This window comes from Solimonas sp. K1W22B-7 (assembly GCF_003428335.1).
In the GTDB taxonomy this organism is placed as follows: domain Bacteria; phylum Pseudomonadota; class Gammaproteobacteria; order Nevskiales; family Nevskiaceae; genus Solimonas_A.
Genome location: NZ_CP031704.1, coordinates 796,517 through 820,114, shown reverse-complemented (window position 1 = coordinate 820,114; position 23,598 = coordinate 796,517). Strand labels below are relative to the sequence as shown.

Below are 23,598 nucleotides of genomic sequence, written 5' to 3'. Positions count from 1 at the left end.
GGGCGCCGGCCCTCAGGCGCGGCGCACGCCCGGCGCATCCACCGTCAGCACCGGCTCGCTGACCAGGCCGAAATGCTGCAGCACGCCCAGCAGCTCGCGATGGCCGAAGGCCTGGCAGGCCGAGACGAAGCCGTAGCGCTTCGGCGGCGCCTGCAGCAGGTAGTAGGCGAAGTAGGCCTGCAGCAGGCCGGTCTGCTTGTAGTTGCAGTTGCCGTGGATCACGCAGTGGGCGCGCCCCAGCGCACCGCTGGCATGCACCGAGTCCACCGAGATGTTGACGCGCGGGTTCTCGCGCGGCGGCATGCCGGCCTGCAGCGAGGCGGCCATGTCCGACAGCGCCTTCTCCTGCTCGGCCTTGGGCAGCGGCTTGATCTTCTCCTCGATCACGGCGTTGATCTGGATCACGCCCTCCATCACCGTGCGCTCGAACACGCCACCCATGACCTTGCAGTCGGACACGCGCGGATCGTTCTTGAACCACACCGGGTGCGCGGTGCCGCCCCAGGGCAGGGCCAGCGCGGTCTGGTGCTGGCCCGGCACCATCACCTCGGCCTTGGCGCCAAGCGGCCACTTCACGTACTGCTTCTGCTCCAGGTAGAAGAAGTCGGCGGTGAGGATGCTGAAGATGGTCTGGGTGGAGGCATAGGTCGGCAAGCCCTTCCACAGCACCAGGATGTCGAGCTTGTCCAGGCCCGGGGTTTCCAGGCAGATGTTCGCGGCGATCTCGCCGGTGGTGTACATCTGCGCGATGCCCGGCGACAGCACCAGGTTCCTGGCCTTGAACTTCTCGCCCCAGGTCTCCTCGGCGTGCATCATCCAGTTCTGCTCGCCGTTGGTGTCGGTGTAGTGGCAGCCGGCGGCCAGCGCCGCTTCCACCGCCTCGGGGCCGTACTTCATGAACGGGCCCACCATGTTCAGGACCACCTTGGCGCCCTTGAACAGCTGGGTCAGCGCCTCGACGCTGTGCTCCACCTCGGCGATCTCGTACTCGGCATTCTCGATGCCGGGCACCTTGTCCATCACTTCCCTGATGCGCTTGGCGTCGCGGCCGGCGGCGATGAAGGGCGTCTTGTATTCACGCAGGTACTCGGCGACCAGGCGGCCGGTGTAGCCGGTGACACCGTAGATCACGACAGGCTTCTTGCTCATTGTTTTTCTCCTCAGGATTTCAAGTGTGGGATTTCAGGCCGTCATGCCGCCGTCGACCACCAGGTCGGAGCCGGTGACGTAGCTGGATTCGTCGGAGGCCAGGAACAGCACCGCCGCGGCGATTTCCGCCGGACGGGCAAACCGGCCCATGGGGATGCGTGCCAGGGTGCGCACGGCGAAGTCCTGCGCCTTCTCGGGCGCCATCGCCGCCAGCGCGCCAGCCACCATCTGCGTCTCGGCAAAGCCGGGGCAGACGTTGTTGACGCGGATGGGGTAGCCGCTGCGCGCGCAATGGATCGCGGCCGAGCGGCTGAAGATGCGCACGCCGCCCTTGCTGGCGTTGTAGGCCGGGATCAGGGGCTCGCCCATGATGCCCTCGATGCTGGCGATGTTGACGATGGAACCGCCGCTCGCCTTCATGCGGGCAATGGCGGCCTGCGTGCCGTTGAACACGGCCGTGAGGTTGATGTCGATCGTGCGCTGCCAGTCCTTCTGGGAAATGGTCTCGACGTCGGCGATGCCGGCAATGCCGGCGTTGTTGACCAGCACGTCGAGGCGACCCCAGTCGGCGATCACTCCATCGAGCACTTCGTTCCACTGCGCAACGTCGGTGACGTCCTGCACGCGGAACTTCGCGTTGCTGCCCAGGCGCCTGGCCTCGGCCTCGCCGACGCCGCGGTCGACGTCGGTGATCAGCACCTTCGCCCCCTCGGCCAGCAGGGCCTCCGCAGCCGCCAGGCCCAGGCCGCGGGCGGCGCCGGTGACCACGCAGACCTTTCCTTCAACTCTCTTGCTCATGTCCTGTCCTCAGGCCTTGGCCGCGGCAGCCGTGCCGCGCCAGTCGTAATCGGTGGATTCCTCGGCAAACTTCACGAACCAGTCGATCGCCTCCGGGTTCATCATCGCGTCGCGGCTGGCGGCCTTTTCCAGCGCCCAGCCCATCAGCAGCTTGCGCACCGGCACTTCCATCTTCTTGCCGGTCAGCGTGTACGGAATCGCTTCCACTGCGTAGATCCTGTCGGGCACGTGGCGCGGGCTGCAGTCGTCGCGCAGGCGTGCGTTGATCTTCTTGCGCAGCGCGTCGTCCAGCGCCGCCCCGGGCTTCAGGCGCAGGTACAGTGGCATGAAGAAGTTGCCGCCCGGCAGCTCCACGCAGACGATCAGGCTGTCGGCCACCTCCTCCACCTGCTCCACCGCGCGGTAGATCTCGGCGGTGCCGATGCGCACGCCGTAGCGGTTGAGCGTGGAATCCGAGCGGCCGTAGATATAGCAGCCGCCGCGGCGGTTGATCTTGATGAAGTCGCCGTGGCGCCAGACGCCGGGGAAGACCTCGAAGTAGGACTCGCGGTAGCGCTTGCCGCCGGTGTCGTTCCAGAAATGGATCGGCATCGACGGGAAGGGCTGGGTCACCACCAGCTCGCCGACCTCGTCGACCAGTTCCTTGCCGTCGTCGCTCCAGGCATGCACGTCCATGCCCAGCATGCGCGTCTGGATCTCGCCGGCGTGCACCGGCAGGGTCGGCGCGGCGCCGACGAAGCCGCTGCAGATCTCGGTGCCGCCGGACTGCGAGGTCACCCACAGGTCCTTCTTCACCGCCTGGTAGAACCAGGCGAAGGTCTCCGGTGTGGATGGCGCGCCGGCGACGACGATGCCCTCCAGCGCCGACAGGTCGAACTTCTCGCCGGGCTTGAGGCCCGCCTTCTCCATCATCTGCACGAAGGTGGGGCTGGCGCCGAAGCTGGTGGCCTTCGTGTCGGCCGCCATCTTCCACAGGAAGTCCGGCGTGGGATGCGCCGGGTTGCCGTCGTAGAGCACCGCCGCGCTGCCCGTCAGCAGCGAGGCCAGCACCAGGTTCCACATCATCCAGCCGGTGGTGCTGTAGAAGAACATCACCGAGCCGGGGCCCAGATTCAGATGGAAGCTCAGCAGCTTGTAGTGCTCCAGCAGCACGCCGACGTGGCTGTGCACGATGGCCTTGGGCAGGCCGGTGGTGCCGGAGGAGAACACTACCCACAGCGGGTGATCATGCGCCACGCGCTCGTAGCGGAAGCCCTCGCGCGGCACCGCAGGGTGGTCCATCACGGAAGCCCAGGGCACCAGGTCGGGCATCGCCGGCGCCGCGGCCTGCGGGTCCAGGTAGGGCAGCCAGACGATCTTCTTCAGGCTGGGCAGCGCCGCGGCGATGCGCCGCACCTCTTCCTCGCGGCGGAAGTCCTTGCCGCCGAAGCGGTAGCCGTCGGCGGCGAACAGCAGCTTGGGCTCGATCTGCGAGAAGCGCTCGATCACGGTCTTGACGCCGAACTCCGGCGCCGCCGAGGACCAGATGCAGCCGATGGCCGTGGTCGCCATCATCGCGATGGCGGTCTCCGGCACATTGGGCATGTAGGACACCACGCGGTCGCCGGGCTGCAGGCCCATGGCGCGCAGCCGCGTCGCCAGGATGCGCACCTGGCCGCCCAGCTCGCGCCAGCTCATGGTCGCCAGCGCGCGGGTTTCGGACAGGTGGTGGAACACCGGCTGGTCGGCCTCCTCCACCTCGGGGCGCAGCAGGTGCTCGGCGTAGTTGACGCGCGAGCCGGGGAACCATTGCGCGCCGTACATGCCGCCATCGGCCGGTCGCTCCAGCACCTTGCGGTAGGGCGTGTCCGACTGCACCTCGAAGAAGTCCCAGATCGACGCCCAGAAGGCCTCGGTCTCGGTCACCGACCAGCGCCACAGCGCCGCGTAGTCCGCCAGGTCCACGCCGCGCACGGCCTTGAGCCAGCGCATGTAGCCGGCGATGTTGGAGCGGTCCGCGAATTCGCGGCTCGGGCTCCACAGCTTTTCCCCTTCCATGACCATCGCTGTTTCTCCTTGATCTTTATCTTTCTAGTTCAGCCCAGGGAATAGATCTCGTAGCGCACCTCGGAGCGCAGGAGGTCGACCGAGCCGACGCCGACGCAGGCGAGGCGCTGCAGCCACTGATAGGACGGGTGCGCCGTGCGCAGGCGCGGAAAGGTGTGCAGGCTGGCCCGCTCCGGCAGTTCGCCGCGCAGGAAGCCCTCGTAGCTGCCTTCGCCGAAATCGCCGATGCCGTCGTAGCGCGCCTCGACCAGCGCACCGTCGTCGGTCTCCAGCGTCAGCAGCACTTCGAGCTGGCCCATGCCGTCGCGGCGCAGCAGGAAGGCGTCCTGCCCCACCGTGCGCAGCCTGCCGCGCAGGCGCGGGCCTTCGAAGCTGCCGCCGGTGACGAAGAAGTTGACGCGGATGCCCTCCGGCACCGGGCCGATCACCTCGGGCGGCGCCTGCAGCGTCGCGTCGATCGTCATGAGCCGCTCGCCGCGCAGGGACAGGTCGATCATAGCGTCGTGAGCAGCGTGGAGGGCCCCAACGCAAAGCGTTGGGATCCTAGCGTCGCGAGTCGACGTAGGCATGAGGGGGCACCGCAGGGTGCTGGGCTAGCTAGGGTAAGTCTCATGCGCGCAGCTCCTTGAGGCGCTGCAGCACGGTCTCCGGTTGCGCGTCGGCGGGGATCGCGGCGTAGCGCAGGCCCTGCCCGGCCGCCATCGCGGCATTCCAGGCCCCCGGCGACAGGATCGCCTCCGGTCCCAGGACGAAGCCCAGGCCCGCCGTACCGGCGGCGCAACGCCCCGCCGGGGCCAGCAGGCCGGTCTCCCAGCGGTAGTGCGCGGCCACGTTCAGCGCCGGCTGGTACAGCTCCAGGCCCGCCGCGTCGGCCGGCTCGCTCGCCGTGCTCTCCTGCAGCAGCAGCACGTCGATCCCGGCGTCGCCGAAGCTGCGCAGGAAGTCGGCGAGGTAGACGGCGGCACTGTCGGCCTCGTCGTCGCCCACTTCCGTGTCCTCGCCCAGCGCCAGCCGGTAGGCCTGTGCCACCCACTCGCGCGGCGAGGGGCAGGCCAGGGCCAGCGGCGGGTCGGGGAAGCAGGCGCGCAGGCCGCGCGCCAGGTCCACCAGGTGCGCCCGCAGGTCTTCGTCGGCCAGCAGGGTCTTGAGCGGGAACACCGCGCGCTTCTTCGCCGCCATGGCCTCGCGCAGCGCCGGCCGCGCCGCCACCCAGGCGGCGCTGACCGCGCCCAGCGGCAGCGGCAGCACGTCGGACCTCAGCAGGCCCTGGGCCTTGCGCTGCAGCGCGACATAGGCCGTCACGTCCAGCCAGGGCACGGCGCCGTTGGCCAGCAGCGCGGCGGCATAGTCGCCGTAGTCCAGCCACAGCGGCTTCTTGCCTGCGGACAGCAGTGGCGCCAGCGCAGGCATCAGACCGCCGTGTAGCCGCCGTCCAGCACCAGCTCGGTGCCGGTGATCCACTGCGCCGCCTCGGAGCAGAGGTAGATCACCGCGCTGGCCACGTCGGCCGGCTGGCCGAAGCGGCCCAGCGGATGCGCCGCCTTGAAGGCGCCCTCGGCCGTGGCGTAGTCCGGCGCCAGCTTCAGGTCGACGAAGTGCTTGATGAAATTGGTACCCATCTCGGTGTCGACGATGGCCGGGTGCACCGAGTTGACGCGGATGCCCATACCCAGCTGCGCGCATTCCACCGCCGCCGCCTTGCTCATCAGGCGCACCGCGCCCTTGGAGGCGTGGTAGGCGATGTGGCCGGTGGTGCCGATCAGGCCGGCCACCGAAGAGAGGTTGACGATGGAACTGCCGGGCTTCAGCACCCGCACGGCGTGCTTCAGGCCGAGGAAGACGCCGGTGACGTTGATGTCCATCACCTTGCGGAAGTCCTCGACCTCGCAATGCGCCAGCAGCGCCGCGGTCTCGATGCCGGCGTTGTTGACGACGATGTCGAGCCCGCCGAGCTTCTGCTGCGCCGCCGCGACGGCCGCTTCCCACTGGGATTCGACGGTGACGTCATGGTGCTGGAACGCCGCCCTGCCGCCGGCCTTCTGGATGCGCGCCACGGTCTGCTGGCCGACATCGTCGAGGATGTCGGTCACCAGCACCGCCGCGCCCACCTGCGCCAGCGCCTCGGCCACGGCCGCGCCGATGCCACGAGCGGCACCGCTGACCAGGGCCACCTTGCCGTCGAGCCGGAATGCCTTGTTGTAGTCGGTCATTTTTTGTCCTCCTCCTGTGTTGTTATTCCCCGCAATCCCCACCTGACCCGTTCATGCCGAGTGCCGCGTAGCGGTGTATCGAGGCACGCACGACACCTCGATACGCTCTCGCTACTCGGTGTGAACGGTTTGGTGGGAAATTCCTCCATGATGTTCAGCTCTTCCCCTCGCACTCCGCCAGCTGCGCCTTCAGCTTCTCGATCTCGCCTTCCATCTGCATGATCTGCACGTCCTTCGGATTCAGCATGAAGGCGCCCTGCAACTGGTCGGCCGGCATCTTCACGCGCTGGCCCATGGTCGTCGCGTAGATCTCCTTGGTGTTCTCCCAGGAGCCGAAGTACGGGATGTTGGCCGGCGGCTCGGGCGTGACCCATTCCTTGCAGAACTGGTCGAAGGGCTTGCCGCGGCGGATGCGCTCCAGGCGGTAGTCGGCGCGCAGCTGGGTCGTGGCTTCCACGTCCACCACCAGGGTCTTCTCGTCGTAGACCACCTGGTAGATGTCGCGGGCGATGTCGTGCGACAGCAGGTCCTCCTCCACGTCCTTCATCACCAGGGCCGGGTCGCGCTCCAGCACGTCGCCGTAGCCGCCGCCGGCGCCCTGGCAGATCATGTAGATCTCGCCTTCGCCGCAGACCTCGAAGGTCATGCCCATGTCGTTGCTGCTGTACTTGCCGCCCTTGATGGGCCGCTCGTTCATCAGCTTGACGATGTCGAACACCTCCACCACCTTCGGGTCCTTCTTCAGCTCCTCGAAGATGTTGATGCCCTTGATCTTGAGCAGCTGGTAGCTGGGGCAGGAATAGCCGCCGAACAGGCCCTGCGCCGAGGGAAACTTGGAGCCCTCGCAGCCGGTCATGAAGCCCCACATCGCCGAGCCGCGCGAGGTGGCGATCTGCTCGTAGCCCATGCCGCCGCGGTACTTGCCGAAGCCGATGCGGTCCTTGGCCAGGCGCTGGGCGCCGAGGCGGATGATCGGCGTGTCCTCCTCGTTGATCTCGTGCTCGCCGGAATCGCACATGAAGCCGAACACCGGCGACACCGAGTGCTCGCCGTCGGCATGGCTGCGCGCGCCCTGGCCGTTGCCATTGATGTCGGAGCAGAAGTTGCCGGTGACGTCGCCGTGCTGGGTCAGGCCGCCGTAGATGAAGGTCGCGGCCTGGTCGTACTGCGAGGCGATGATCGCGGAATAGCGGTGCGGCAGGCTGTAGTTGAACTTGTTCATCGGGATGGTCCAGGCCACGCAGGCCTTGAACATCGGCATCAGGCTCATGGCCTGCGGCATCTCGCCCTCGGCATCGATGATCGAGTTGCGGTCGCTGATGATCTCGATCGGCGACAGCACCGCCATGGTATGCGGCAGGTCGGGCCAGACGTTCTGCAGCAGGCCGGTACACAGCGCCGCCTTGAACGAGGCGATGTTGGTGTTGACCGAGCGGTTCATGAACTGCGGCGCGGTGCCGCGGAAGTCCATGATCATGCGGTCGCCCTTGACCGTGATCGCCAGGCTGATCTTCTGCAGGCAGTTCTCGCGCAGCGAGGAGTCCATGAACTGCAGCACGCGCGTGGTGCCGTCGGGCATCTCGCTGATGCGGCGGCGCATCTCCTTCTCGGTATCCTCCAGGTGCAGGCGCAGCGTGCCCATCAGCGCATCGCGGCCGAACTGCTCGAGGACCGACAGGATGCGCTCGCGCAGGCGCATCACCGAGTGCAGCTTGACCTTCATGTCCTCCAGCTGCAGCTTGGGGTCGCGCACCGAGTTCTGCAGGAAGGTGACCAGGTCGCGCTTGAGCTTGAAGTTCTCCACGACCTTGAAGGGCGACATCTTGATGCCCTCGTCGTACTTGCTCTCGGCCGCCGCCGGCATGCCACCCGGCTCGCAGGCGCCGTTCTCGCCCTCGTGGATGGTGGCCGACAGCCAGCAGATCAGCTCGCCCTTCCAGAACAGCGGCATCATCATCGACTGGTCGGTGTTGTGCACGCCGCCGTAGCGGGCGTCGTTGTGGATGAAGCCGTCGCCCTCCTTGACGCCCACGGTGGGGTCGGTGATCCAGTTCTTGACGATGAAGCGGATCGGGTAGAAGCAGCAGGCCGCGAACGCGATGATGCCGTGCGGCGCGATCATCGCCAGGTCGCCCTGCGCGGTGTAGACGCCGGTCACCAGGTCGCCCCACTTGGCACCCGGGGCGGCGCCCATCTGGTTGCACATGGTGAAGGCTTCGGACAGCGCGGCATTGATCAGGCCGCGCACGTGGTGCACCTGATGCGGGTCCAGGCCCTTCTTCAGGATCTCGTCCTCGGCCTTCGACCGCGGCGTCAGGCTGTGGTTGCGCATGATCTCGGGATCGGGCCCCAGCCACAGCTGGTTGTCGGCGAGGAACTTGTCGAGCAGGACCTGCTCTTCTGCGGAAATCTTGTCGTGCATCGCGATACTCCTCGCAATCAGTTTTTCAGGAACCACACGCCGCCCTGTGCCGCGGCGTGGTAGGTCCAGCCCGGCTCGACCAGGTAGGTGGTCGCGCGCGTGGTGACGATGGCCGGGCCCTCGATGCGGGTGCCCTCGGCCAGCGCCTTGTCGTCGTAGATGGGGGTGGCAACGGCCTTGTCATGGCCGACGTAGTGGCAGTCGCGCTGGCCCACCGGCGCCGGCGGCGCCAGCACCTTGCCGCTGAGCTTGAGCTTGGCGAAGCCCACCTTGGGCTGCTCCACGTAGGAGCAGACGCGCAGGGTGTTGATGCGCACGCCGGTCTCGGGCGACTGGCTGCCCTCGCCGAAGCGCGCGCCATAGCTCTTGTGGAACTGGTCCATCAGCCCCAGCACATCGCGCTGCGAGCCCAGCCGGTCCATCGCCGTGACCACCGCGGTCTGCACGCGCTGGTTGCCGTAGCGCATGTCCAGTTCGAGACGATAACGGATCTGGTCGGCCGGCATGCCCTGGCGCACCAGGTCCTCGCGGCCGCGCCGCTCCAGCTCCTCGACGTTGCGGTTGAAGCTGTCGTAGTCGGAGAAGAAGCTCTTGAGGCCGGGGTTGAACAGCACGGTCCAGGTGCTCATCTCGTGGATGTGCATCTGGTTGACGTTGCCGGCACCGCAGGCCGAGAAGGTGGACGAGAACGGCGGCGCCAGGATCTTGGAGACGCCCAGGGCATTGGCGATGCCGCAGGCATGCAGCGGGCCGTTGCCGCCGTAGGCCAGGATCGTGAAGTCGCGCGGCTCGTAGCCGCGGGTGCGCAGCTCGGTGGCGATGCCGTTGGCCATGTTGGCGTCGACGTTGCTGCGGATCAGCTTGGCGGCGCCGGCCACGTCCAGGTCGAGATCGTCGCAGAGGCTGTCCTCGATCGCCTGCTTCGCACGGCGCGGGTTCAGCGGGATGCGGCCGTTGGCGTAGTTCTTCGGATCGAGATAACCCAGCACCAGGTCGGCGTCGGTCACGGTGGGCTTGAGGCCGCCGCGGTCGTAGCAGGCCGGGCCGGGATCGGAGCCGGCCGACTGCGGACCGATCTCCACCGAGCCGAACAGGCGGTCGTAGCGCGCGATGGAGCCGCCGCCGGCGCCCAGGGTCACCAGGTGCACCATCGGGATCGACACCAGCCAGCGGTCGATCACCGGGTTGAAGTCGTAATGCTTGACGCCGCCCTGGTCGACGATGCCGATGTCGAAGCTGGTGCCGCCCATGTCGGTGGCCACCACGTTGCCCAGCTCCGCCGCCGCGGCCAGGTGCTCGCTGGCGGCGATGCCGGAGACCGGGCCGGAGTGCACCGTCTGCAGCGCGTCGGTGGAGTTGAGCTGCGCCATGCCGCCGGAGTTGTGGCTGACCAGCATCGGCTTGTTGTAGCCCTGCGCGCGCAGGTTCAGCTCCAGCGTGCCCAGGCCGTGGTACATGGTCTGGTGCAGGAAGGCGTCCATGATCGTGGAGGTGCCGCGGGCATACTCACCCTTGCGGCCGGCCACCTGGTGCGACAGCAGCATCGGGATCGCGCCCAGCAGATGCGCCGGGTACTCCTCCAGGAAGATCTCGCGCACGCGCAACTCGTGCTCCGGGTTGACGACGCTGTTGGTGAACATCACCACCAGGGCCTCGGCGCCGGCATCCACCAGCTCGCGGATGCGCAGGCGCACGTCGTCCTCGTCCAGCTGCCAGAACACCGCGCCCAGGTAGTCCACGCGCTCGCGCACCTCGCGGATCATCGGGATCGGCACGATCGGCTTCGGGCGGGTGGCGTTGGGGATGTCCATCTGCTCGGATTCCGGCAGGCCCTCACCGTAGCCGCGGGCACGGGACAGCGGGATCGTGCTCTTGAAGCCGGTGGTGACCAGCACGCCGATGCGCGGACCCTTGCGCTCGATCAGGGCATTGGTGCCCAGCGTGGTCGAGTAGCGCACCGAATCCACTTCCGACAGCAGCTTCGAGGATTCCAGGCCCAGCTGCTTGCAGGCGTCGCCCAGGGATTCGTTGAAGCCCAGCGCCAGGTTGTGATGCGTGGTCAGCGCCTTGCCTTCGATGTACTGGTTGTCCCAGACCACGAAACAGTCGGTGAAGGTGCCGCCGATGTCTACGGAAACTCTTTTCATGTTTTCGTTCCTTTCGTAGGGTGGGCAAACGTCTTCTCGTTTGCCCACGCGGGGGTTGTGCACCGCGTGGGCAACGCAAGCGTTGCCCACCCTACGGTTGTGATTTCAGTGCTTGTGACCATGGCCATGCTCATGCCCCGCATGCAGCGCGCGGTTGTTCTTGACCTTCTCCAGCGCCAGGTCCGGGCCGATCACCGGCTCGGTGACCTCCTTGCGGTCCTTCCACTGCAGCTTGAGCGCGTCGATGTCCAGCTCGATGTCGTGCAGCGGCGGGTGACCCGGCGGCAGGTACTCCGCTTCCACCAGGGAGCCGCATTGCGGGCAGTAGTACTCGAGGATGCGGCACCAGGCCGGGTCCGGCGAGTAGGTGCGGGCATACAGCCTGGTATCCAGCAGCGGCTTGTGGACCTCGCGCGGATCGCGGTCGTAGACCAGCAGGCCGCGCTTGTAGTTGTCGCGGGCGTCGCCGTGGACGTGGTCGCAGCGGCGGCACTCCCACTGCTCGGTGTCGAGGTTGATGCGCAGGTATTCGGTGATGAGGACTTTCATTGGAATTCTCTCGTCGTCTCAGGCGCGGCTGAGCAGGATGTCGCCGGACTCGTTGATCTCGAAACGCCAGCCCGCGTCGATGCGGCTGGTGAAGAAGGCTTCTTCCAGCACGCAGGGACCCTGCGCCTGGGCGCCGCCGGCCTGCTCCTCGACGCGGTACAGCGGCAGCTCCGCCGCCTTGCCGCCGGAGGTGACGCTGCGCTTGCCGGCCGCGGTGGCAGCCTTGCCCTTGCCGCCGAAGCGGCCGCTGAGGCTGGCGCGCGAGATGACGCGCGTGGCCTTCAGCACCAGGGTCAGGCGTGCAGCCGCCGGAACCTTGGGCAGTGTGTCGCCGTCCAGCGCCAGCACCTGCTCGCCGGCCAGCAGCGAGGTCTCGACCCGGCAGTCGCCCAGTTCGAAGCCCTCGGCGAACATGCCGCGGCGTGCGCGTTCCAGCAGCAGGTCCTTCGCCGCCTTGAGGCTGGCGGCGTCGGCCTTGGCCAGCGGCGCCTCGTACTCGTGGGCGATGTCGGAGAAGCCGATGCCGAAGGCGGAGAACACCGCCGCCAGGCCGGGGATGATCACCTGCGAAATGCCGGTGGCTTCCGCCACCTTGCAGGCAATGAAGGGACCGCCGCCGCCGAAGGCCGCCAGCGTCGTGTCCGGGGTGATGTTCGTGTAGCTCTTCAGCGAGTCGGCAACCTTGGCCACCCAGGCCTGCTCCATCGCCTCCGCCGCCGCTTCCACCGAAAGCTTCAGGGGCTTGCCGACGTTCTCGGCGATGGCGGCGCGGGCGCGCTCCACGTCGATCTTCAGTTCACCGCCGAAGAAGCTCGCCGGGTCCAGCAGGCCCAGCACCAGGAAGGCATCGGTGATCGTGGCCAGCGTGCCGCCCAGGCCGAAGCAGGCCGGGCCGGGCGCGCCACCGACCGACTCGGGGCCGACCTTGATGCGGCCGTCCACCACCGACACGATGGAAGAGCCGCCGACGCCGGCGCTGACCACCTTGCACAGCGGCAGCGAGGTGACCACACCCTCGATGTGGCCGCGGCGCTCGGTGGTGACGTTGCCGCCTTCCACCAGGCTGATGTCGGTGGTGGTGCCGCCGATGTCCATGCCCAGCAGGCGCTTGAAGCCGTAGTGCGCCGCCAGTGCGCGCGCGCCCTCGGCACCGCCGCGCGGGCCGGAGGAATAGGTCTTGACCGCGGCGGTGCGCGAGATGCGCGCCGAGGCACCGTCGTTGCGGAAGATCAGCAGCGGATTCCTGGTCTTGTACTCGCGCAGGCGGTGCTCGGCGTTGTACAGGAAGCGCTCCATCGCCGGATGCAGGAAGGCGTTGAAGATCGCCGTCCAGATGCGGCGCGAGTCGTCCTCGTCCTGCACCACTTCATGCGAGTACAGCAGCGGGATGGCGCCGAGCAGGTGCGGCGGGAACTTCTTCAGCAGGATGCGCTTCAGGCGGTTCTCGCCCTCGTCTCGCTGCGCGCCGCCGAAGCCGATGACGATGCGGTTGGCGCCTTCCGAGGACAGGCGGTTGATCGCCTGCGTCGCCGCCACTTCCAGCGTGGCGTCGTCGGCCGACGTGTCGAGCACGGTCACGCGCGCGCCGACCAGGCCGGCGAACACGTCCTTCTGCTGCGCGTCGGCCTGCAGCGCCGCGGGCTCGATGCCGCCCAGCAGCAGGCCCAGGCGCTGGCCCTTGCGCTCGACCAGGGCATTGGTGCCCTGCGTCGTGGAATAGCGGATGTGGTCGGTGCTGAGCAGCAGGCCCAGCAAGTCTTCCTTGCCATAGATCGCGACGCTGGCCTTGCGCAGGCCGTCGAAGAAGCACTTCGACAGGTCGTAGGGCGTAGTTACCGACTTGGTGCGGTAGACGCGGCTGCCGTCGATCACGCAGAAATCGGTGAGCGTGCCGCCGTTGTCGATGTTGATCAGCTTGCCGGCGCCGGACTTCGGCACCGGGGCGGCTGCCGCGGGCGCTTCCGCCGTGGCACGGCGGCTGCGGGCGCGGACGTCCGCTTCTGTTGCTGCGTTCATGAACCGTTCTCCTGGATGCGGTTGCGACGGCCGTCGGTCTGGCGTGGCGTCGCGGATGCTGCTGTCGTTCTCATGGTGGGCTCCTCCGCGGCACTCTTGTCGGTGCGTGTGAGTACCCTATGCGTCGTGTCGTTGGCGCTCGCCACCCGGGCGGGTAGTTGTGAAGAGTAGGCCGCGGCGAAGCGCTCCCACTCGTCCTGCCTCTCCCGGTGGGAGGGTTGGCGCAGAGCCTGCGCCGCGGTCGGCTTCCGACCCTCGCTCGGCAACTGCTCCATGCGTTGCCCTACCTCGGGAATCCATTCCCTCGCCCTGCCTCTCTCCCGGTGTGAGAGGGGTTCCCGTGTGGGCAAGGCTTCGAAAGCAGCGGTGAACGTTCTCATCACACCCTCCCCAGCCGCATCAACGCCGTATTCGTCAGATAGCGCTCGTACATCCCCGGATCGTTGGCCTGGCTGCGGTGGCCGCCGGAGATCTCGCGCACCTGTTCCAGCCGCGTCATCTGGCTGGTCTGCAGGTTGAAGGCGTGGACGTGGCTCCACGACCAGTAGGGATGCTTGCCGTCCATCACCGACTTCGGCCCCGCGTCGTACAGCGCGAAGGCGGCGTCGAAGGAGTGGTAGGGATCGCCGCGGCGGTCGTAGGTGACCATCGCCACCGGCAGGCCGGTGCGGGCGTCGAACCAGACGCGCTTCTTGCTCACCGGCGCGCGCGGGAACTTCACCGGCTCGGCCTCGACGACGATCGCCTCGGGCACCAGCTCCACGCCGGTGTCCCAGAAGGTCTTGCCCTTGGGACCGCCGTGCGTGCGGTGCTCCCAGTTGGCATGGTCGGGGCTCCAGCCGCCGGACACCGCGGCCAGCAGCGGCCCGCGCCCGACGATCCTGTAGTTGCCCCAGGTGTGCAGCGGATCGCCGGCCGCCCAGGCGTCGGACAGGTACAGCGTGGAACCGGCGATCAGCGGCTCGAAGCGCTGGTCGGTAGGGAACTGGCGGATGCGCCGGAACTCCGGCAGGTAGCCGTAGAGATCGGGGAAGCGGTTCTGGTCGTAGGGCCAGATGTTGAGGAAGGAGGTGCCGTTGACCGAGTCGGGCTTGAGGAAGAACACCGACTGGTAGCGCAGCGTGTCCTCCTTGCCGGTCCAGTAGGGGCGCGGCTCCATCGTGGTGCGCGCCACCGGCGACATCTCGGCCCAGCCCAGCTCGTAGCGGAAGTCGATGTCGCCGGCCAGGCCGACGTCGTATTCCTTGATCGCGTACATCGAGGCGTCATGCCGGCCCCAGCTGAGCGTCAGGGCGGCGAACAGTTCCAGGCCGGTCTTCGCATCCGGAAACGGATTGCCGCCGATCCAGGGCTTGCCCTGCTGCGTCACCACGTTGCCCTTGGCGTCGAACTGCGCCTGGCCGCGATTCTTCAGCGAAGCCTCCAGGTATTCCCAGGGGCTCAGCCGCATGATGTCGGTGGTGGTGGGCAGGATGCGCAGCCGCCGTCCCATCGTCGACACCTGGGCGTACTTGATCGGTTCCAGCAGGCCCTTGACCAGCTCGACGTTGTTGGCCGTGATCTCGTCGCCGGCCTTGAGCTTGCCCTTGGACCAGTTCTCGATCGACAGCAGTTCTTCGGGATAGGCGCGACTGACATCGCCGTCCCTGGCCACTGCATCCCACAACGGCATCAGCACGCCGGCCGTGGCCGCACCGCGTGCCAGGCCGCCGAGGAAGCGGCGGCGGCTGAAATCACGGTCGTAGCGGAGAATCCTCATGCCTACGTGCCGCTCCTGTTGTTAAAAATTGCCGACGGCTCGTCACCGTCGGCATCCACGCTGCCCATAGGAGGAGTGGGGGAGGCAGCGGACTCGCTCAAAGAATCCTCAGAACTGGTAAGTCAGGCGCACCGTCACCTCGTCCGCGTAGTCGACCGTGGACAGCAGCGTGTCGTTGGGGTTGGCGCTGCCCATGGCACCGTCGATGTAGCTGTAGAAGGCTTCCACGGTGAAGTCGCCGCTGGGCTTCCACTTGATGCCCGGCTGCACCAGGATGCTGCCGCGCGGGTCGTACAGCGTGGCGAAGCCGATGCGGTAGATGTCCTGCGGGAAGGGCTGCTGGAAGGCGAAGGCGAAGTAGTGCGCGCCGTCCACGCCCGGAGCCGCCTTGTCCACCGTGCCGCCGTAACCGCTCAGGTGACGGCCGAACAGGTCGTCGACGCTGCGATACATGTGCTGGAACACGATGTAGGTGGCCGGGAAGGCCTGGGTGAAGCGGTGGTACTTCTCCAGCACCAGGGCCGTCGTCACCGAATCTTCCTTGATGTAGTTGCGGCTCAGGGAGGTGTTGGTGAAGGTGCGGTCCGGCGTGTAGCTGACTTCGAAGTTGATGATCAGCTGGTCCAGCAGGCCGCCGGGCTCGCCTTCGGTGACATAGCTGGCGCCGAGGCCGAACACCTCTTCCTGCGCGTATTCGCGGGCGATGTGCCCGCGCAGGCTGCCGCCCGCCGCGATGAAGAAGGTGTTGAGCTCGTTGTAGGCCTGCGGCACCGTGTCCACCGGCGTGGCGAACAGGCCGCCGGCCGTGGGGAACTCGGTGATCGAGGCGTTGAGGCCGCTGATGGCGTTGAGGCGCGCGAAGCCGGCGTAGGTGAACCACTCCTGCGCCGAGTAGACGCCGCCCGGCGAAGCCTCGAAGGCCGAGCCGGCCAGCAGCGTGCCGGAGCTCGGGCTCCCCGACAGGCCCAGGGACATGTTGACCAGCTGGCCGGTGGAGCCCGGGGTGCTCGGCAGGTCCTTGTTGACGCCGGACTGGGTCCAGCGGAACACGCCGTCGGGGTTGTAGCGCTGCACCGCCATGGCCTGGAAGCCCCATTGGCCGTAGTTGCCCTTGACGCGCATGCCGTAGCTCAGCTTGCTGTCCCAGCCCCCCTCGGCGTAGCGGTCATGCACGGTGAACTGCGCCGGGATGACGTTGTACTGCGTGTTGGGATTGCCGTAGATGGTCGGCTGGAATTTCTGCACGTAGCTGTCGACCAGCACTTCCTCGTTGAACTGGTAGCCCAGGCGCAGGCCCAGCGAGGGCACGCGCTTGTCGGAATACTCTTCCTGCGCGTAGTCCAGCACCGAGTGGCGGCGCAGGTCCAGGCCGTCGACCACGTCGAACACGCGGAAGAACAGCGCCTGGCCCCAGGCGATCTGCTGGTTGCCGGCGCGCACCGTCAGCGGGCCGTTGTTGTACTCCAGCACCAGGCTGGGGAAGTACAGCAGGTAGTCGTCGCCGGCCCATTCCAGCGGGTTGGGGCTGTTGTCGCCCTCCACGCGATACTCGAAGTAGTTGGGCTTGCCGGCATACAGCGCCGGATCGCCGCCGCTGATGCCGCCCTGGATGTTGGCGTAGCGCCGGGCGTCGAACTCGTCGTACATCACCGGGTCGTAGATGCCGCGCAGGCGCGCGGTCAGGTTGAGGTTGGGAGTGAAGCGCACGCCCAGTTCCACTTCGGAGCGGATCACGGCGTAGTTGGTGTCGTTGTCGACCTTGCGCATCGGCGTGCCCTCGCCGGTGGCGTTGTTGACGCCGCGCAGGCCCGGCGAACTGGCGTCGGCCGCCAGCCCCGGAATCGCCGGCAGCGGCAGCGTCGTCCAGGTGCCTACCTGCCCGGGAAGCAGCGGCGGCAGGCCCAGGTTGCCCAGCAGCACCGGCACCAGCGAAGGGGGAGAGTAGGCCTGGCGCGCGACCGACTGCTCGTTGTAGAAATTGCCGAGCTGGTTGGCCGGGTTGTCGTCGCTGCTCAGCGAGTAGGCGTATTCGGGGCGGATGAAGCCGCCGATGTTGAAGCCCACGTCGTCGAACCAGCCTTCCGCCTGTGCTCCCGGCGCCGCCAGCAGGCTGCCCGCCGCCATCATCCCCGTCACGTACGTCTTGCGCATTTGTTCTCTCCTCTCGAGACGCTGTTCTTTCGCAACACCGCGACACCGCCCGGCTTCGGGCTTTTGCTTCCCCGGAAATCAGGAGCCGTTCATGGCTCCACCCGCACGATCTGTCCCGCCTGGCCCACGGCCAGCACCGCGGCGCCGGCCGTGGCCTGCGTCACGTCCACGAACCACAGGTTGTTCACGCTGCCGCCCTTCACATGGCTGAACTGGCCGCCGCCATCGCGGCTCACCAGCATGTCGCGCATGGCGGTGACCACCACCTTGCCGTCGGCCGCCGCGTGCACGCCCAGCAGCAGGGCGTCGGTGCCCGAGGGCCGCTGTTCCCAGGTGGCGCCGCCGTCGGCGCTGCGCAGGATCATGCCGCTCTGCCCCACCGCGTAGCCGACGCCGTCATCGCGCAGCTGCAACGCGAACAGCGAGGCATCGCCCTTGTTCAGCGCCGTCCAGGTGGCGCCGGCATCGGCGCTGCGCAGGATCAGCCCGAACTCGCCGGCAATGGTCAGCGTGCCGTCCTCGGCGACGTGGGCCGCGTACATGTGCGGCTCCATGCCGTCGGGCACGAACTCCGGCCAGGCCGGCGCGGCATTGCGCCAGGTCTTGCCGGCATCGTCGGACACCAGCACGGTGCCGAAGGCGCCGACCGTCACCGCGCGGCCGGCGCTGTTGATCTCCACCGCCAGCAGGCGCTGCTTGCTGCCGCTGGTGCCCGCGGCCCACTGGCCGTCGGCACCGCGCAGCAGCACCGTGCCGCTCTGCCCCACGGCCACCGCGTGATCGCCGGCCACGCCCACGCCCAGCAGCGACAGCTGCGTCGGCGCCTTGGCGAGCTTCCAGCTCACACCGTGGTCGGCGGACTCCTGCACCTCGCCACCCGCCCCCACCGCCACGCCCAGCTTGTCGCCGAAGTCGATGGCGAACAGGGCCTGGTGGACGGTGCCGGCGAGGACAACCTGCAGCGGGCCTTCAGCCGGCTTGGCGGGTGCAGTTGCGGCAGAAACAGCACCCGCAACCATAAGACCGGCTGCGGCAAGAACAGTAAGGCGAGTCATGCTGATGGCCTTTCTTTTGTATCCCTCTCCCGCTGGCGGGAGAGGGTGGGGTGAGGGTGGAGGCCGGATTTCGCCAGCCAGGCCTCGAAGGCTTCGTCCTGCTCCACCCTCACCCTAGCCCTCTCCCGCCAGCGGGAGAGGGGACTAAGAACAGCGGTGACAATGGAGGGACGCTTCACAACTAGCTCAGACCGTACCCAGGCGGGTGATGGCCTGTACCGTGAGGTACTTGTTGTAGACGTCTTCGCCCTTCATCGCGGAGGCGTCGTAGCCGCTCTTGTAGCCGCCGGTGACTTCGCGCGCCTGCACGAAGCGGCTCATGCGGTTGGCCTGCAGGTCATGGCTGAGCACGCCCACCCAGGACCAGGCCGGGTGACCGCTGTCGTCCTTCACCGTGAGCTTCTCGTTGGAGTACTGCGCGTAGTGCGGCTCGAAGGTCTTCCAGATCTCGCCGCGGCGGTCGTAGGTGTTGTAGGCCACGTACATGCCGTTGCGGACGTCGATCCAGGTGCGCTTCTTGCCGACCGGCGCGCGCGGGTAGCCGGTGGGCTCGGCGTCGACCACCAGGCATTCCGGCACCAGTTCCATCCACACGTCGTGGAAGGTCTGGCCCTTGGGGCCGCCGTGCACCGGGCGCTCGTAGTTGTTCATGGTGCCGCCGCGGCCGCCCATGAAGTTGCGGCTGCCGATCACTCCCAGCATCGGCTTGCGCTCGACGATCTTGTAGTTGCCCCAGGTGCCCATCGGGTCGCCGGCGGCCCAGGCGTCGGACAGGAACAGGGTGATGCCCGGCACCAGCGGCTCGAAGCGCTGGTTGGTGGGGAACTGGCGCACGCGGCGGAACGCCGGCAGGTAGCCGTACAGCTCCGGGAACTTGCGCTGGTCGTAGCTCCAGATGTTGAGGAAGGAGCTGCCGGCGGTGTCGTTGGGCGCCGTGAACCAGACCGACTGGTAGCGCAGCAGGTCCTTCTTGCCGTTCCAGACCTTGTCGTCGTTGCGCGCGGTGGTGTTCAGCTCGGCCCAGACGAAGTCGTACTGGTAGGCCAGGCTGCCGTCCGGGGCGATGTCCCAGTCGCGCACGGCGTACTGCGAGTAGTCGTGGCGGCCCCAGCTCAGCGTCAGGTTGGCGGTGGCCTCGATGCCGTTCTTCGGGTCCGGGAAGGGCATGCCCGCGCCCCAGGGATTGCCGGCCTGGTCGTAGACGTTGCCGTCGGCGCCCATCTTGGCCTTGCCCTTGTTGCGCAGCGTGCCCTGCAGGTAGGCATGCGGGTAGAGCTTGGTCACATCCTTGGTGGACTCGACGATGTGGATGCGCCGGCCCATGGTCTTGACGTGCATGTAGGCCACCGGGTCCAGCAGGTCCTTCACCGCCTCGACGTTGTCCTTGGTGACGACGTCGCCGGGCTTGATCTTGCCCTTGGTGTAGGCCTCGATGTGCAGCAGTTCCTCGGGGTAGGCCTTGGCGGTGTTGTCGGCCGAGTCGGCGATCGTCGGCCACAGCGGCGCGAGCACGCCGGCAGCGGCGCCCACGGCGGACTTCTGCAACAGCATGCGGCGGCCGTAGTCGAAGTCGTATTTCTTGATACGGAAAGTCATCTTCAAATCTCCTCGTTCGCTGTTGACGAATCGCGTGCGGCGGGCTGGGCTCGCGTACTACCGGCGGCGCGGGTCTGCGCCGTCTCGTGGGTAAAATGATGGAGGTGCTTCATACGCGCACCGGCTGCGACAGCGGTGCGGCAGGCTTGGGCGAATCCTGCGTGGTGTAGGCCGACAGATCGGCGCCCTCGCCCACCAGCAGGTCGGTGCGCTTGACGAAGCTGGGCTTCACCAGCCAGACGATCAGCGGCAGTACCACCAGCGCCAGCACCATGTTGATCAGCATGATCAGCACCAGCAGCAGGCCCATGTCGGCCATGAACTTCAGGCCCGACAGGAAGTACCAGGGCAGGATGCCCACCACCATGATCGAGGCGGTGAACATGATCGCCTTGCCGGTGGTGGTCAGCGCCGCCACGTTGGTGCGGCCCCAGTCGCCTTCATGCGCATGGTATTCCTCGCAGATGCGCGAAAGCAGGTAGATGCCGTAGTCGATGCCGACGCCGACACCGACGCAGGCCACCAGCAGGGAGTTGATGTCCAGGCCGATGCCCATCAGGTGCATGGCCGCCATCATCACGAAGTTGGACAGGTTGACCGGCACCAGCAGGATGATGCCCGCCACCGCCGAGCGGTAGGCCAGGCTGGTGCCGAGGAAGATCACCAGGTTGAGGCAGCCCATGATCAGCCAGTGGTAGCGGTGCACCACGTCGTTCATCGCCTGCTGCAGCGCGATGGTGCCGGTGCCCAGGCGCACCGTGAAGGTCTTGTGGTCGGCGCCCACCTCGGCCAGCGCGGCCTTGGCCGAGGCCAGCGCCGCGTCCACCGTGCCCTGCTTGTTGTCCTTGTACCAGAGCGACACCGTGCCGTTCTGCTGCTCGAAGTCCACCACGTTGGAATAGGCCTTGGGGCTGCTGCCCACCATCACCGCGCCGGCCGCGGCGCTGACGGCGCCGTCCACCGGGTCCAGCGGCAGCCACTTGGGATTGCCGCCGCTGAACAGGCGGTTGCCCTCCATCAGGTAGTCGGCGAAGGACAGCGTGGCGCGCGGCGGTGCGTCGCCGCGCTCGATCAATGCCTGCATGCGCTGCATGGTCAGCATGGTGTCGGCGTGGTGCATCGTGCGGTTGGGGTTCTTCTGGTCCTTGGCCTCGAACACGATCTCCAGCGTGTTCACGCCGGGGAAGTTGCTGTTGATGCTGGACACCGCCTGGTTGTATTCCGACACCGGCCACAGCAGGTTGCTGCCTTCCACCGGGTTGCCGATCTTGATCATCAGGCCGGTCCAGGTGGCCGCGATCGCGCCGATCAGCACGATGACGGTGGTGACGCGCGCCGCCTTGCCGTGGGTGATGTGGGCGATGCCGTGCAGCGAGCTGGTGAGCGCCTTGTGCACGCCGCCGACCTTGCCCTGGCCGATCAGCTTCTCGACGTTCTTCGGCGCCGGCAGCGCCGCCAGCAGCAGCGAGATCAGGATCACGCCGGTGGGGATCAGCCAGATGGCCCAGAAGCCGCAGAACAGGGCGAAGCGTTCCATCGCCGGGATCGGCGCGATGGCGATGAGGAAGATGCCGACGATGTCGGTGAAGATGCCCAGCACCGACGGCGCCATCATCACGCCCATGGTGATCTCGGCGGCCTTCTTGCGGTCCCTGATGTGGGCGTAGATCTCGTAGTAGCGCTCGGTGAACTGCACGCAGTGCGAGAACGAGCGCGCCACCAGCAGCAGCGGCACCACCATCAGCAGCGGCTCGATGGGCGACTTGAGCCAGCCGACGAAGCCGAAGCCCCAGACCGCCGCCACCGCGCTGGTGACGATGGGCGTGACCACGCCGACGATGTTGCGCATGTACAGCACCAGCGACAAGATCAGCGCGCCGATGGTGATCGCCGCGATCCAGACCATCTGCTTCTGGTACTGGTAGACCCAGCCGGTGAGTGCCGGCTGGCCGGCCATGTAGATTTCGTGGTCGGCGTCGCGTGCCTTGGCCACCAGGTCCTGCGTGTACTTGAAGACCTCGCCGTAGTCGAGGCGCTGCTCGATGAAGGTGGCGTTGATCAGCGTGCCGGAGGCGTCGGCGGAAATCAGGAAGTTGCGTGCCGCCGGGCTCTTGTCGACGCGCGCCTTGAACTCCGCGATTTCCGCGGCCGTCTTCGGCACGTGGTCTTCCATCAGCGGCTTGACGTCGATGCCGAAAGGCGTGGCCTCGGCGTAGCGCGCCTTCTCGGTGGAGATCGAGAGGATCTGGTCGTGGTCCACGCCCGGGGCAAGGTCGATGTTGCGCGTCAGGTCCCAGACCTTCTGCAGCGTTTCCGGGTTGTAGATGTCGCCGTTCTTGCGCTTGACCATCAGCGTGACGGTCAGCGGATTGCCGAAGTTGGGATGATCCTTGTAGACCTGGACGAAGGGATCGTCCTTGGGCAGCAGGTCGGAGAAGATCGTCCTCAGCTCCACATGGCGCAGGCCCACCGCGAAGAAGGCGGTGATGGCGATGAAGATCGCCCAGGAGATCCGGCTGTGGCGGATGACGGCCTTGGCGATGCGGAAACGCAGGTTGTCCATGGGTGCTCCGTGGATAACGGGACGCCGGTGGTGGCCGGCGGCGCCGTTACGGGTCGTTCGGGAGAGCGCCGCAGTGCGGCAGGCGGAGAACTGCGGATGCGCACCGCTCCGGGGGCCAGGCACCAAGCAAGGTGTCGTTCACCTTTTTCTCCTCGTTATGTTTGTGTAGGCCCCGCGTCGCCTCAGCGCGCCGGGTCCTTGCTGCGTGGTGGTGAAACTACGGCCGGGGGGAAATGGCCGCACTACACGAATGGGTAGTTTTCTCTACGCGCGATGGGTAGTGATGGAGACGCCCTTGCGGCGCTCTTGTTGAATCAATGACATACCGCAATGCAGCAAGCGTCATTTTTCATGCTGCAGTGCGTCGCGGAGAATGCTTACAAGCGCGGCGGCGATCGTGAAGCGAAGTGCTGACGTGTCATTGCAGTGCTACCGGCACGCTTGCTCGACTTCAATCAGGACGCTTCAGATTCTGCGGCCCGTTCGCAGTCTGTTGACCGACTTCAACAGACGCTCGGCATTCGCCGGCGAGCGTAGGAGGTAGGCCGTCTCCTCCAGCGCGTTGTAGTCGGCCAGGGACATCATGACTACCGGCTCGCCGTTCTGGCGCGTTACCAATACTGGCGCGCGATCAGCGTTGACCCGGTCCATGGTCTCCGCAAGATGCCGCCGTGCAATCGTGTAGTCGATAGTGCGCATGTAAGGCCTCCTGAGAATGACTGTACCTATTCGGCGAAAAAAAAAGCGAAGACCACGCCACGCCTGCTTGTAGCCACCCCCTCCCACAGAAGAGATCAATACTGTTTGATCATTTATCACACTCGCCTTGCTCCTCTCTCCCCTTGTGGGAGAGAGGCCGGGAGAGAGGGGGCTCTCGCTGAGCCTGTCAAAGCCTTGGTAGGGAGCCCCCGGCTCAGAATGTGATAAATAATTGAATAATCCTGCGGCACCCCGATCAACGGCCCCACCCCACCCGGCCGCCCGAAATCCACCGAAATCCGCCCCGAAATCCCATCCAGAATCCACCCAGGGCCCGTTCCCGCCCCAGCCCTGCACAACCCTGCCCGAAAGCTGTGCATAAGCCCTGCAAAACCCGCTCATAAGCGGGGCATAAACTGTCCGCGGTTTACTACATAG

At 66.9% G+C, this 23,598-nt stretch carries 16 protein-coding genes; all 16 read right to left on the bottom strand.

Annotated elements, in window-relative coordinates:
• Positions 1 to 12: 12 nt before the first annotated feature.
• Positions 13 to 1,149 (bottom strand): DUF5938 domain-containing protein, encoded by a 1,137-nt coding sequence (locus D0B54_RS04020; RefSeq protein WP_117289421.1) that lies wholly within the window; start codon positions 1,147 to 1,149, stop codon positions 13 to 15.
• A 33-nt stretch (positions 1,150 to 1,182) separates the two neighbouring features.
• Positions 1,183 to 1,947: a glucose 1-dehydrogenase gene (locus D0B54_RS04015; protein ID WP_117289419.1), complete on the bottom strand. Its 765-nt coding sequence runs from the start codon at positions 1,945 to 1,947 to the stop codon at positions 1,183 to 1,185.
• Positions 1,948 to 1,956: 9 nt separating this feature from the next.
• Complete coding sequence (locus tag D0B54_RS04010) at positions 1,957 to 3,990, bottom strand: acetoacetate--CoA ligase (RefSeq protein WP_117289417.1); 2,034 nt, start codon at positions 3,988 to 3,990, stop codon at positions 1,957 to 1,959.
• A gap of 32 nt (positions 3,991 to 4,022) precedes the next feature.
• The gene (locus D0B54_RS04005; RefSeq protein WP_162932184.1) at positions 4,023 to 4,490 is read right to left on the bottom strand and encodes a DUF3237 domain-containing protein; all 468 of its coding nucleotides are present in this window, start codon (positions 4,488 to 4,490) and stop codon (positions 4,023 to 4,025) included.
• 112 nt (positions 4,491 to 4,602) lie between these two features.
• Complete coding sequence (locus D0B54_RS24125; protein ID WP_162932183.1) at positions 4,603 to 5,403, bottom strand: hypothetical protein; 801 nt, start codon at positions 5,401 to 5,403, stop codon at positions 4,603 to 4,605.
• Positions 5,403 to 6,203, bottom strand: a complete 801-nt coding sequence (locus D0B54_RS03995; protein WP_117289414.1) for a glucose 1-dehydrogenase — start codon at positions 6,201 to 6,203, stop codon at positions 5,403 to 5,405. Before D0B54_RS03995 ends, D0B54_RS24125 begins: the two co-directional genes overlap by 1 nt.
• A gap of 154 nt (positions 6,204 to 6,357) precedes the next feature.
• A complete protein-coding gene (locus D0B54_RS03990; RefSeq protein WP_117289412.1) occupies positions 6,358 to 8,625 on the bottom strand; it encodes a hydantoinase B/oxoprolinase family protein in 2,268 nt (755 codons plus the stop codon).
• A gap of 17 nt (positions 8,626 to 8,642) precedes the next feature.
• A complete protein-coding gene (locus D0B54_RS03985; protein ID WP_117289411.1) occupies positions 8,643 to 10,772 on the bottom strand; it encodes a hydantoinase/oxoprolinase family protein in 2,130 nt (709 codons plus the stop codon).
• Between the two features lie 105 nt (positions 10,773 to 10,877).
• Positions 10,878 to 11,321, bottom strand: a complete 444-nt coding sequence (locus D0B54_RS03980; RefSeq protein ID WP_117289409.1) for an acetone carboxylase subunit gamma — start codon at positions 11,319 to 11,321, stop codon at positions 10,878 to 10,880.
• Between the two features lie 18 nt (positions 11,322 to 11,339).
• A complete protein-coding gene (locus D0B54_RS03975) occupies positions 11,340 to 13,337 on the bottom strand; it encodes a hydantoinase/oxoprolinase family protein (protein ID WP_117289407.1) in 1,998 nt (665 codons plus the stop codon).
• A gap of 379 nt (positions 13,338 to 13,716) precedes the next feature.
• Entirely contained in the window at positions 13,717 to 15,096 is a 1,380-nt protein-coding gene (locus D0B54_RS03965; protein WP_117289403.1) for a DUF1329 domain-containing protein, read from the bottom strand.
• 108 nt (positions 15,097 to 15,204) lie between these two features.
• The gene (locus tag D0B54_RS03960; RefSeq protein WP_117289401.1) at positions 15,205 to 17,247 is read right to left on the bottom strand and encodes a DUF1302 family protein; all 2,043 of its coding nucleotides are present in this window, start codon (positions 17,245 to 17,247) and stop codon (positions 15,205 to 15,207) included.
• 89 nt (positions 17,248 to 17,336) lie between these two features.
• Positions 17,337 to 18,266: a WD40/YVTN/BNR-like repeat-containing protein gene (locus D0B54_RS03955; protein WP_117289399.1), complete on the bottom strand. Its 930-nt coding sequence runs from the start codon at positions 18,264 to 18,266 to the stop codon at positions 17,337 to 17,339.
• 222 nt (positions 18,267 to 18,488) lie between these two features.
• Positions 18,489 to 19,898, bottom strand: coding sequence for a DUF1329 domain-containing protein (locus tag D0B54_RS03950; protein WP_117289397.1), 1,410 nt, complete (start codon positions 19,896 to 19,898; stop codon positions 18,489 to 18,491).
• 109 nt (positions 19,899 to 20,007) lie between these two features.
• Positions 20,008 to 22,461, bottom strand: coding sequence for an efflux RND transporter permease subunit (locus D0B54_RS03945; RefSeq protein WP_117289395.1), 2,454 nt, complete (start codon positions 22,459 to 22,461; stop codon positions 20,008 to 20,010).
• A gap of 465 nt (positions 22,462 to 22,926) precedes the next feature.
• Positions 22,927 to 23,160: a type II toxin-antitoxin system prevent-host-death family antitoxin gene (locus D0B54_RS03940; protein WP_117289393.1), complete on the bottom strand. Its 234-nt coding sequence runs from the start codon at positions 23,158 to 23,160 to the stop codon at positions 22,927 to 22,929.
• Between the last annotated feature and the right edge of the window lie 438 nt (positions 23,161 to 23,598).

What these genes read in the sequence shown, in the direction of transcription:
- D0B54_RS04020 (WP_117289421.1), bottom strand. Translation starts at nt 1,149, where the DNA reads ATGAGCAAGAAGCCTGTCGTGATCTACGGTGTCACCGGCTACACCGGC.
- D0B54_RS04015 (WP_117289419.1), bottom strand. Translation starts at nt 1,947, where the DNA reads ATGAGCAAGAGAGTTGAAGGAAAGGTCTGCGTGGTCACCGGCGCCGCC.
- D0B54_RS04010 (WP_117289417.1), bottom strand. Translation starts at nt 3,990, where the DNA reads ATGGTCATGGAAGGGGAAAAGCTGTGGAGCCCGAGCCGCGAATTCGCG.
- D0B54_RS04005 (WP_162932184.1), bottom strand. Translation starts at nt 4,490, where the DNA reads ATGATCGACCTGTCCCTGCGCGGCGAGCGGCTCATGACGATCGACGCG.
- D0B54_RS24125 (WP_162932183.1), bottom strand. Translation starts at nt 5,403, where the DNA reads ATGCCTGCGCTGGCGCCACTGCTGTCCGCAGGCAAGAAGCCGCTGTGG.
- D0B54_RS03995 (WP_117289414.1), bottom strand. Translation starts at nt 6,203, where the DNA reads ATGACCGACTACAACAAGGCATTCCGGCTCGACGGCAAGGTGGCCCTG.
- D0B54_RS03990 (WP_117289412.1), bottom strand. Translation starts at nt 8,625, where the DNA reads ATGCACGACAAGATTTCCGCAGAAGAGCAGGTCCTGCTCGACAAGTTC.
- D0B54_RS03985 (WP_117289411.1), bottom strand. Translation starts at nt 10,772, where the DNA reads ATGAAAAGAGTTTCCGTAGACATCGGCGGCACCTTCACCGACTGTTTC.
- D0B54_RS03980 (WP_117289409.1), bottom strand. Translation starts at nt 11,321, where the DNA reads ATGAAAGTCCTCATCACCGAATACCTGCGCATCAACCTCGACACCGAG.
- D0B54_RS03975 (WP_117289407.1), bottom strand. Translation starts at nt 13,337, where the DNA reads ATGAACGCAGCAACAGAAGCGGACGTCCGCGCCCGCAGCCGCCGTGCC.
- D0B54_RS03965 (WP_117289403.1), bottom strand. Translation starts at nt 15,096, where the DNA reads ATGAGGATTCTCCGCTACGACCGTGATTTCAGCCGCCGCCGCTTCCTC.
- D0B54_RS03960 (WP_117289401.1), bottom strand. Translation starts at nt 17,247, where the DNA reads ATGCGCAAGACGTACGTGACGGGGATGATGGCGGCGGGCAGCCTGCTG.
- D0B54_RS03955 (WP_117289399.1), bottom strand. Translation starts at nt 18,266, where the DNA reads ATGGTTGCGGGTGCTGTTTCTGCCGCAACTGCACCCGCCAAGCCGGCT.
- D0B54_RS03950 (WP_117289397.1), bottom strand. Translation starts at nt 19,898, where the DNA reads ATGACTTTCCGTATCAAGAAATACGACTTCGACTACGGCCGCCGCATG.
- D0B54_RS03945 (WP_117289395.1), bottom strand. Translation starts at nt 22,461, where the DNA reads ATGGACAACCTGCGTTTCCGCATCGCCAAGGCCGTCATCCGCCACAGC.
- D0B54_RS03940 (WP_117289393.1), bottom strand. Translation starts at nt 23,160, where the DNA reads ATGCGCACTATCGACTACACGATTGCACGGCGGCATCTTGCGGAGACC.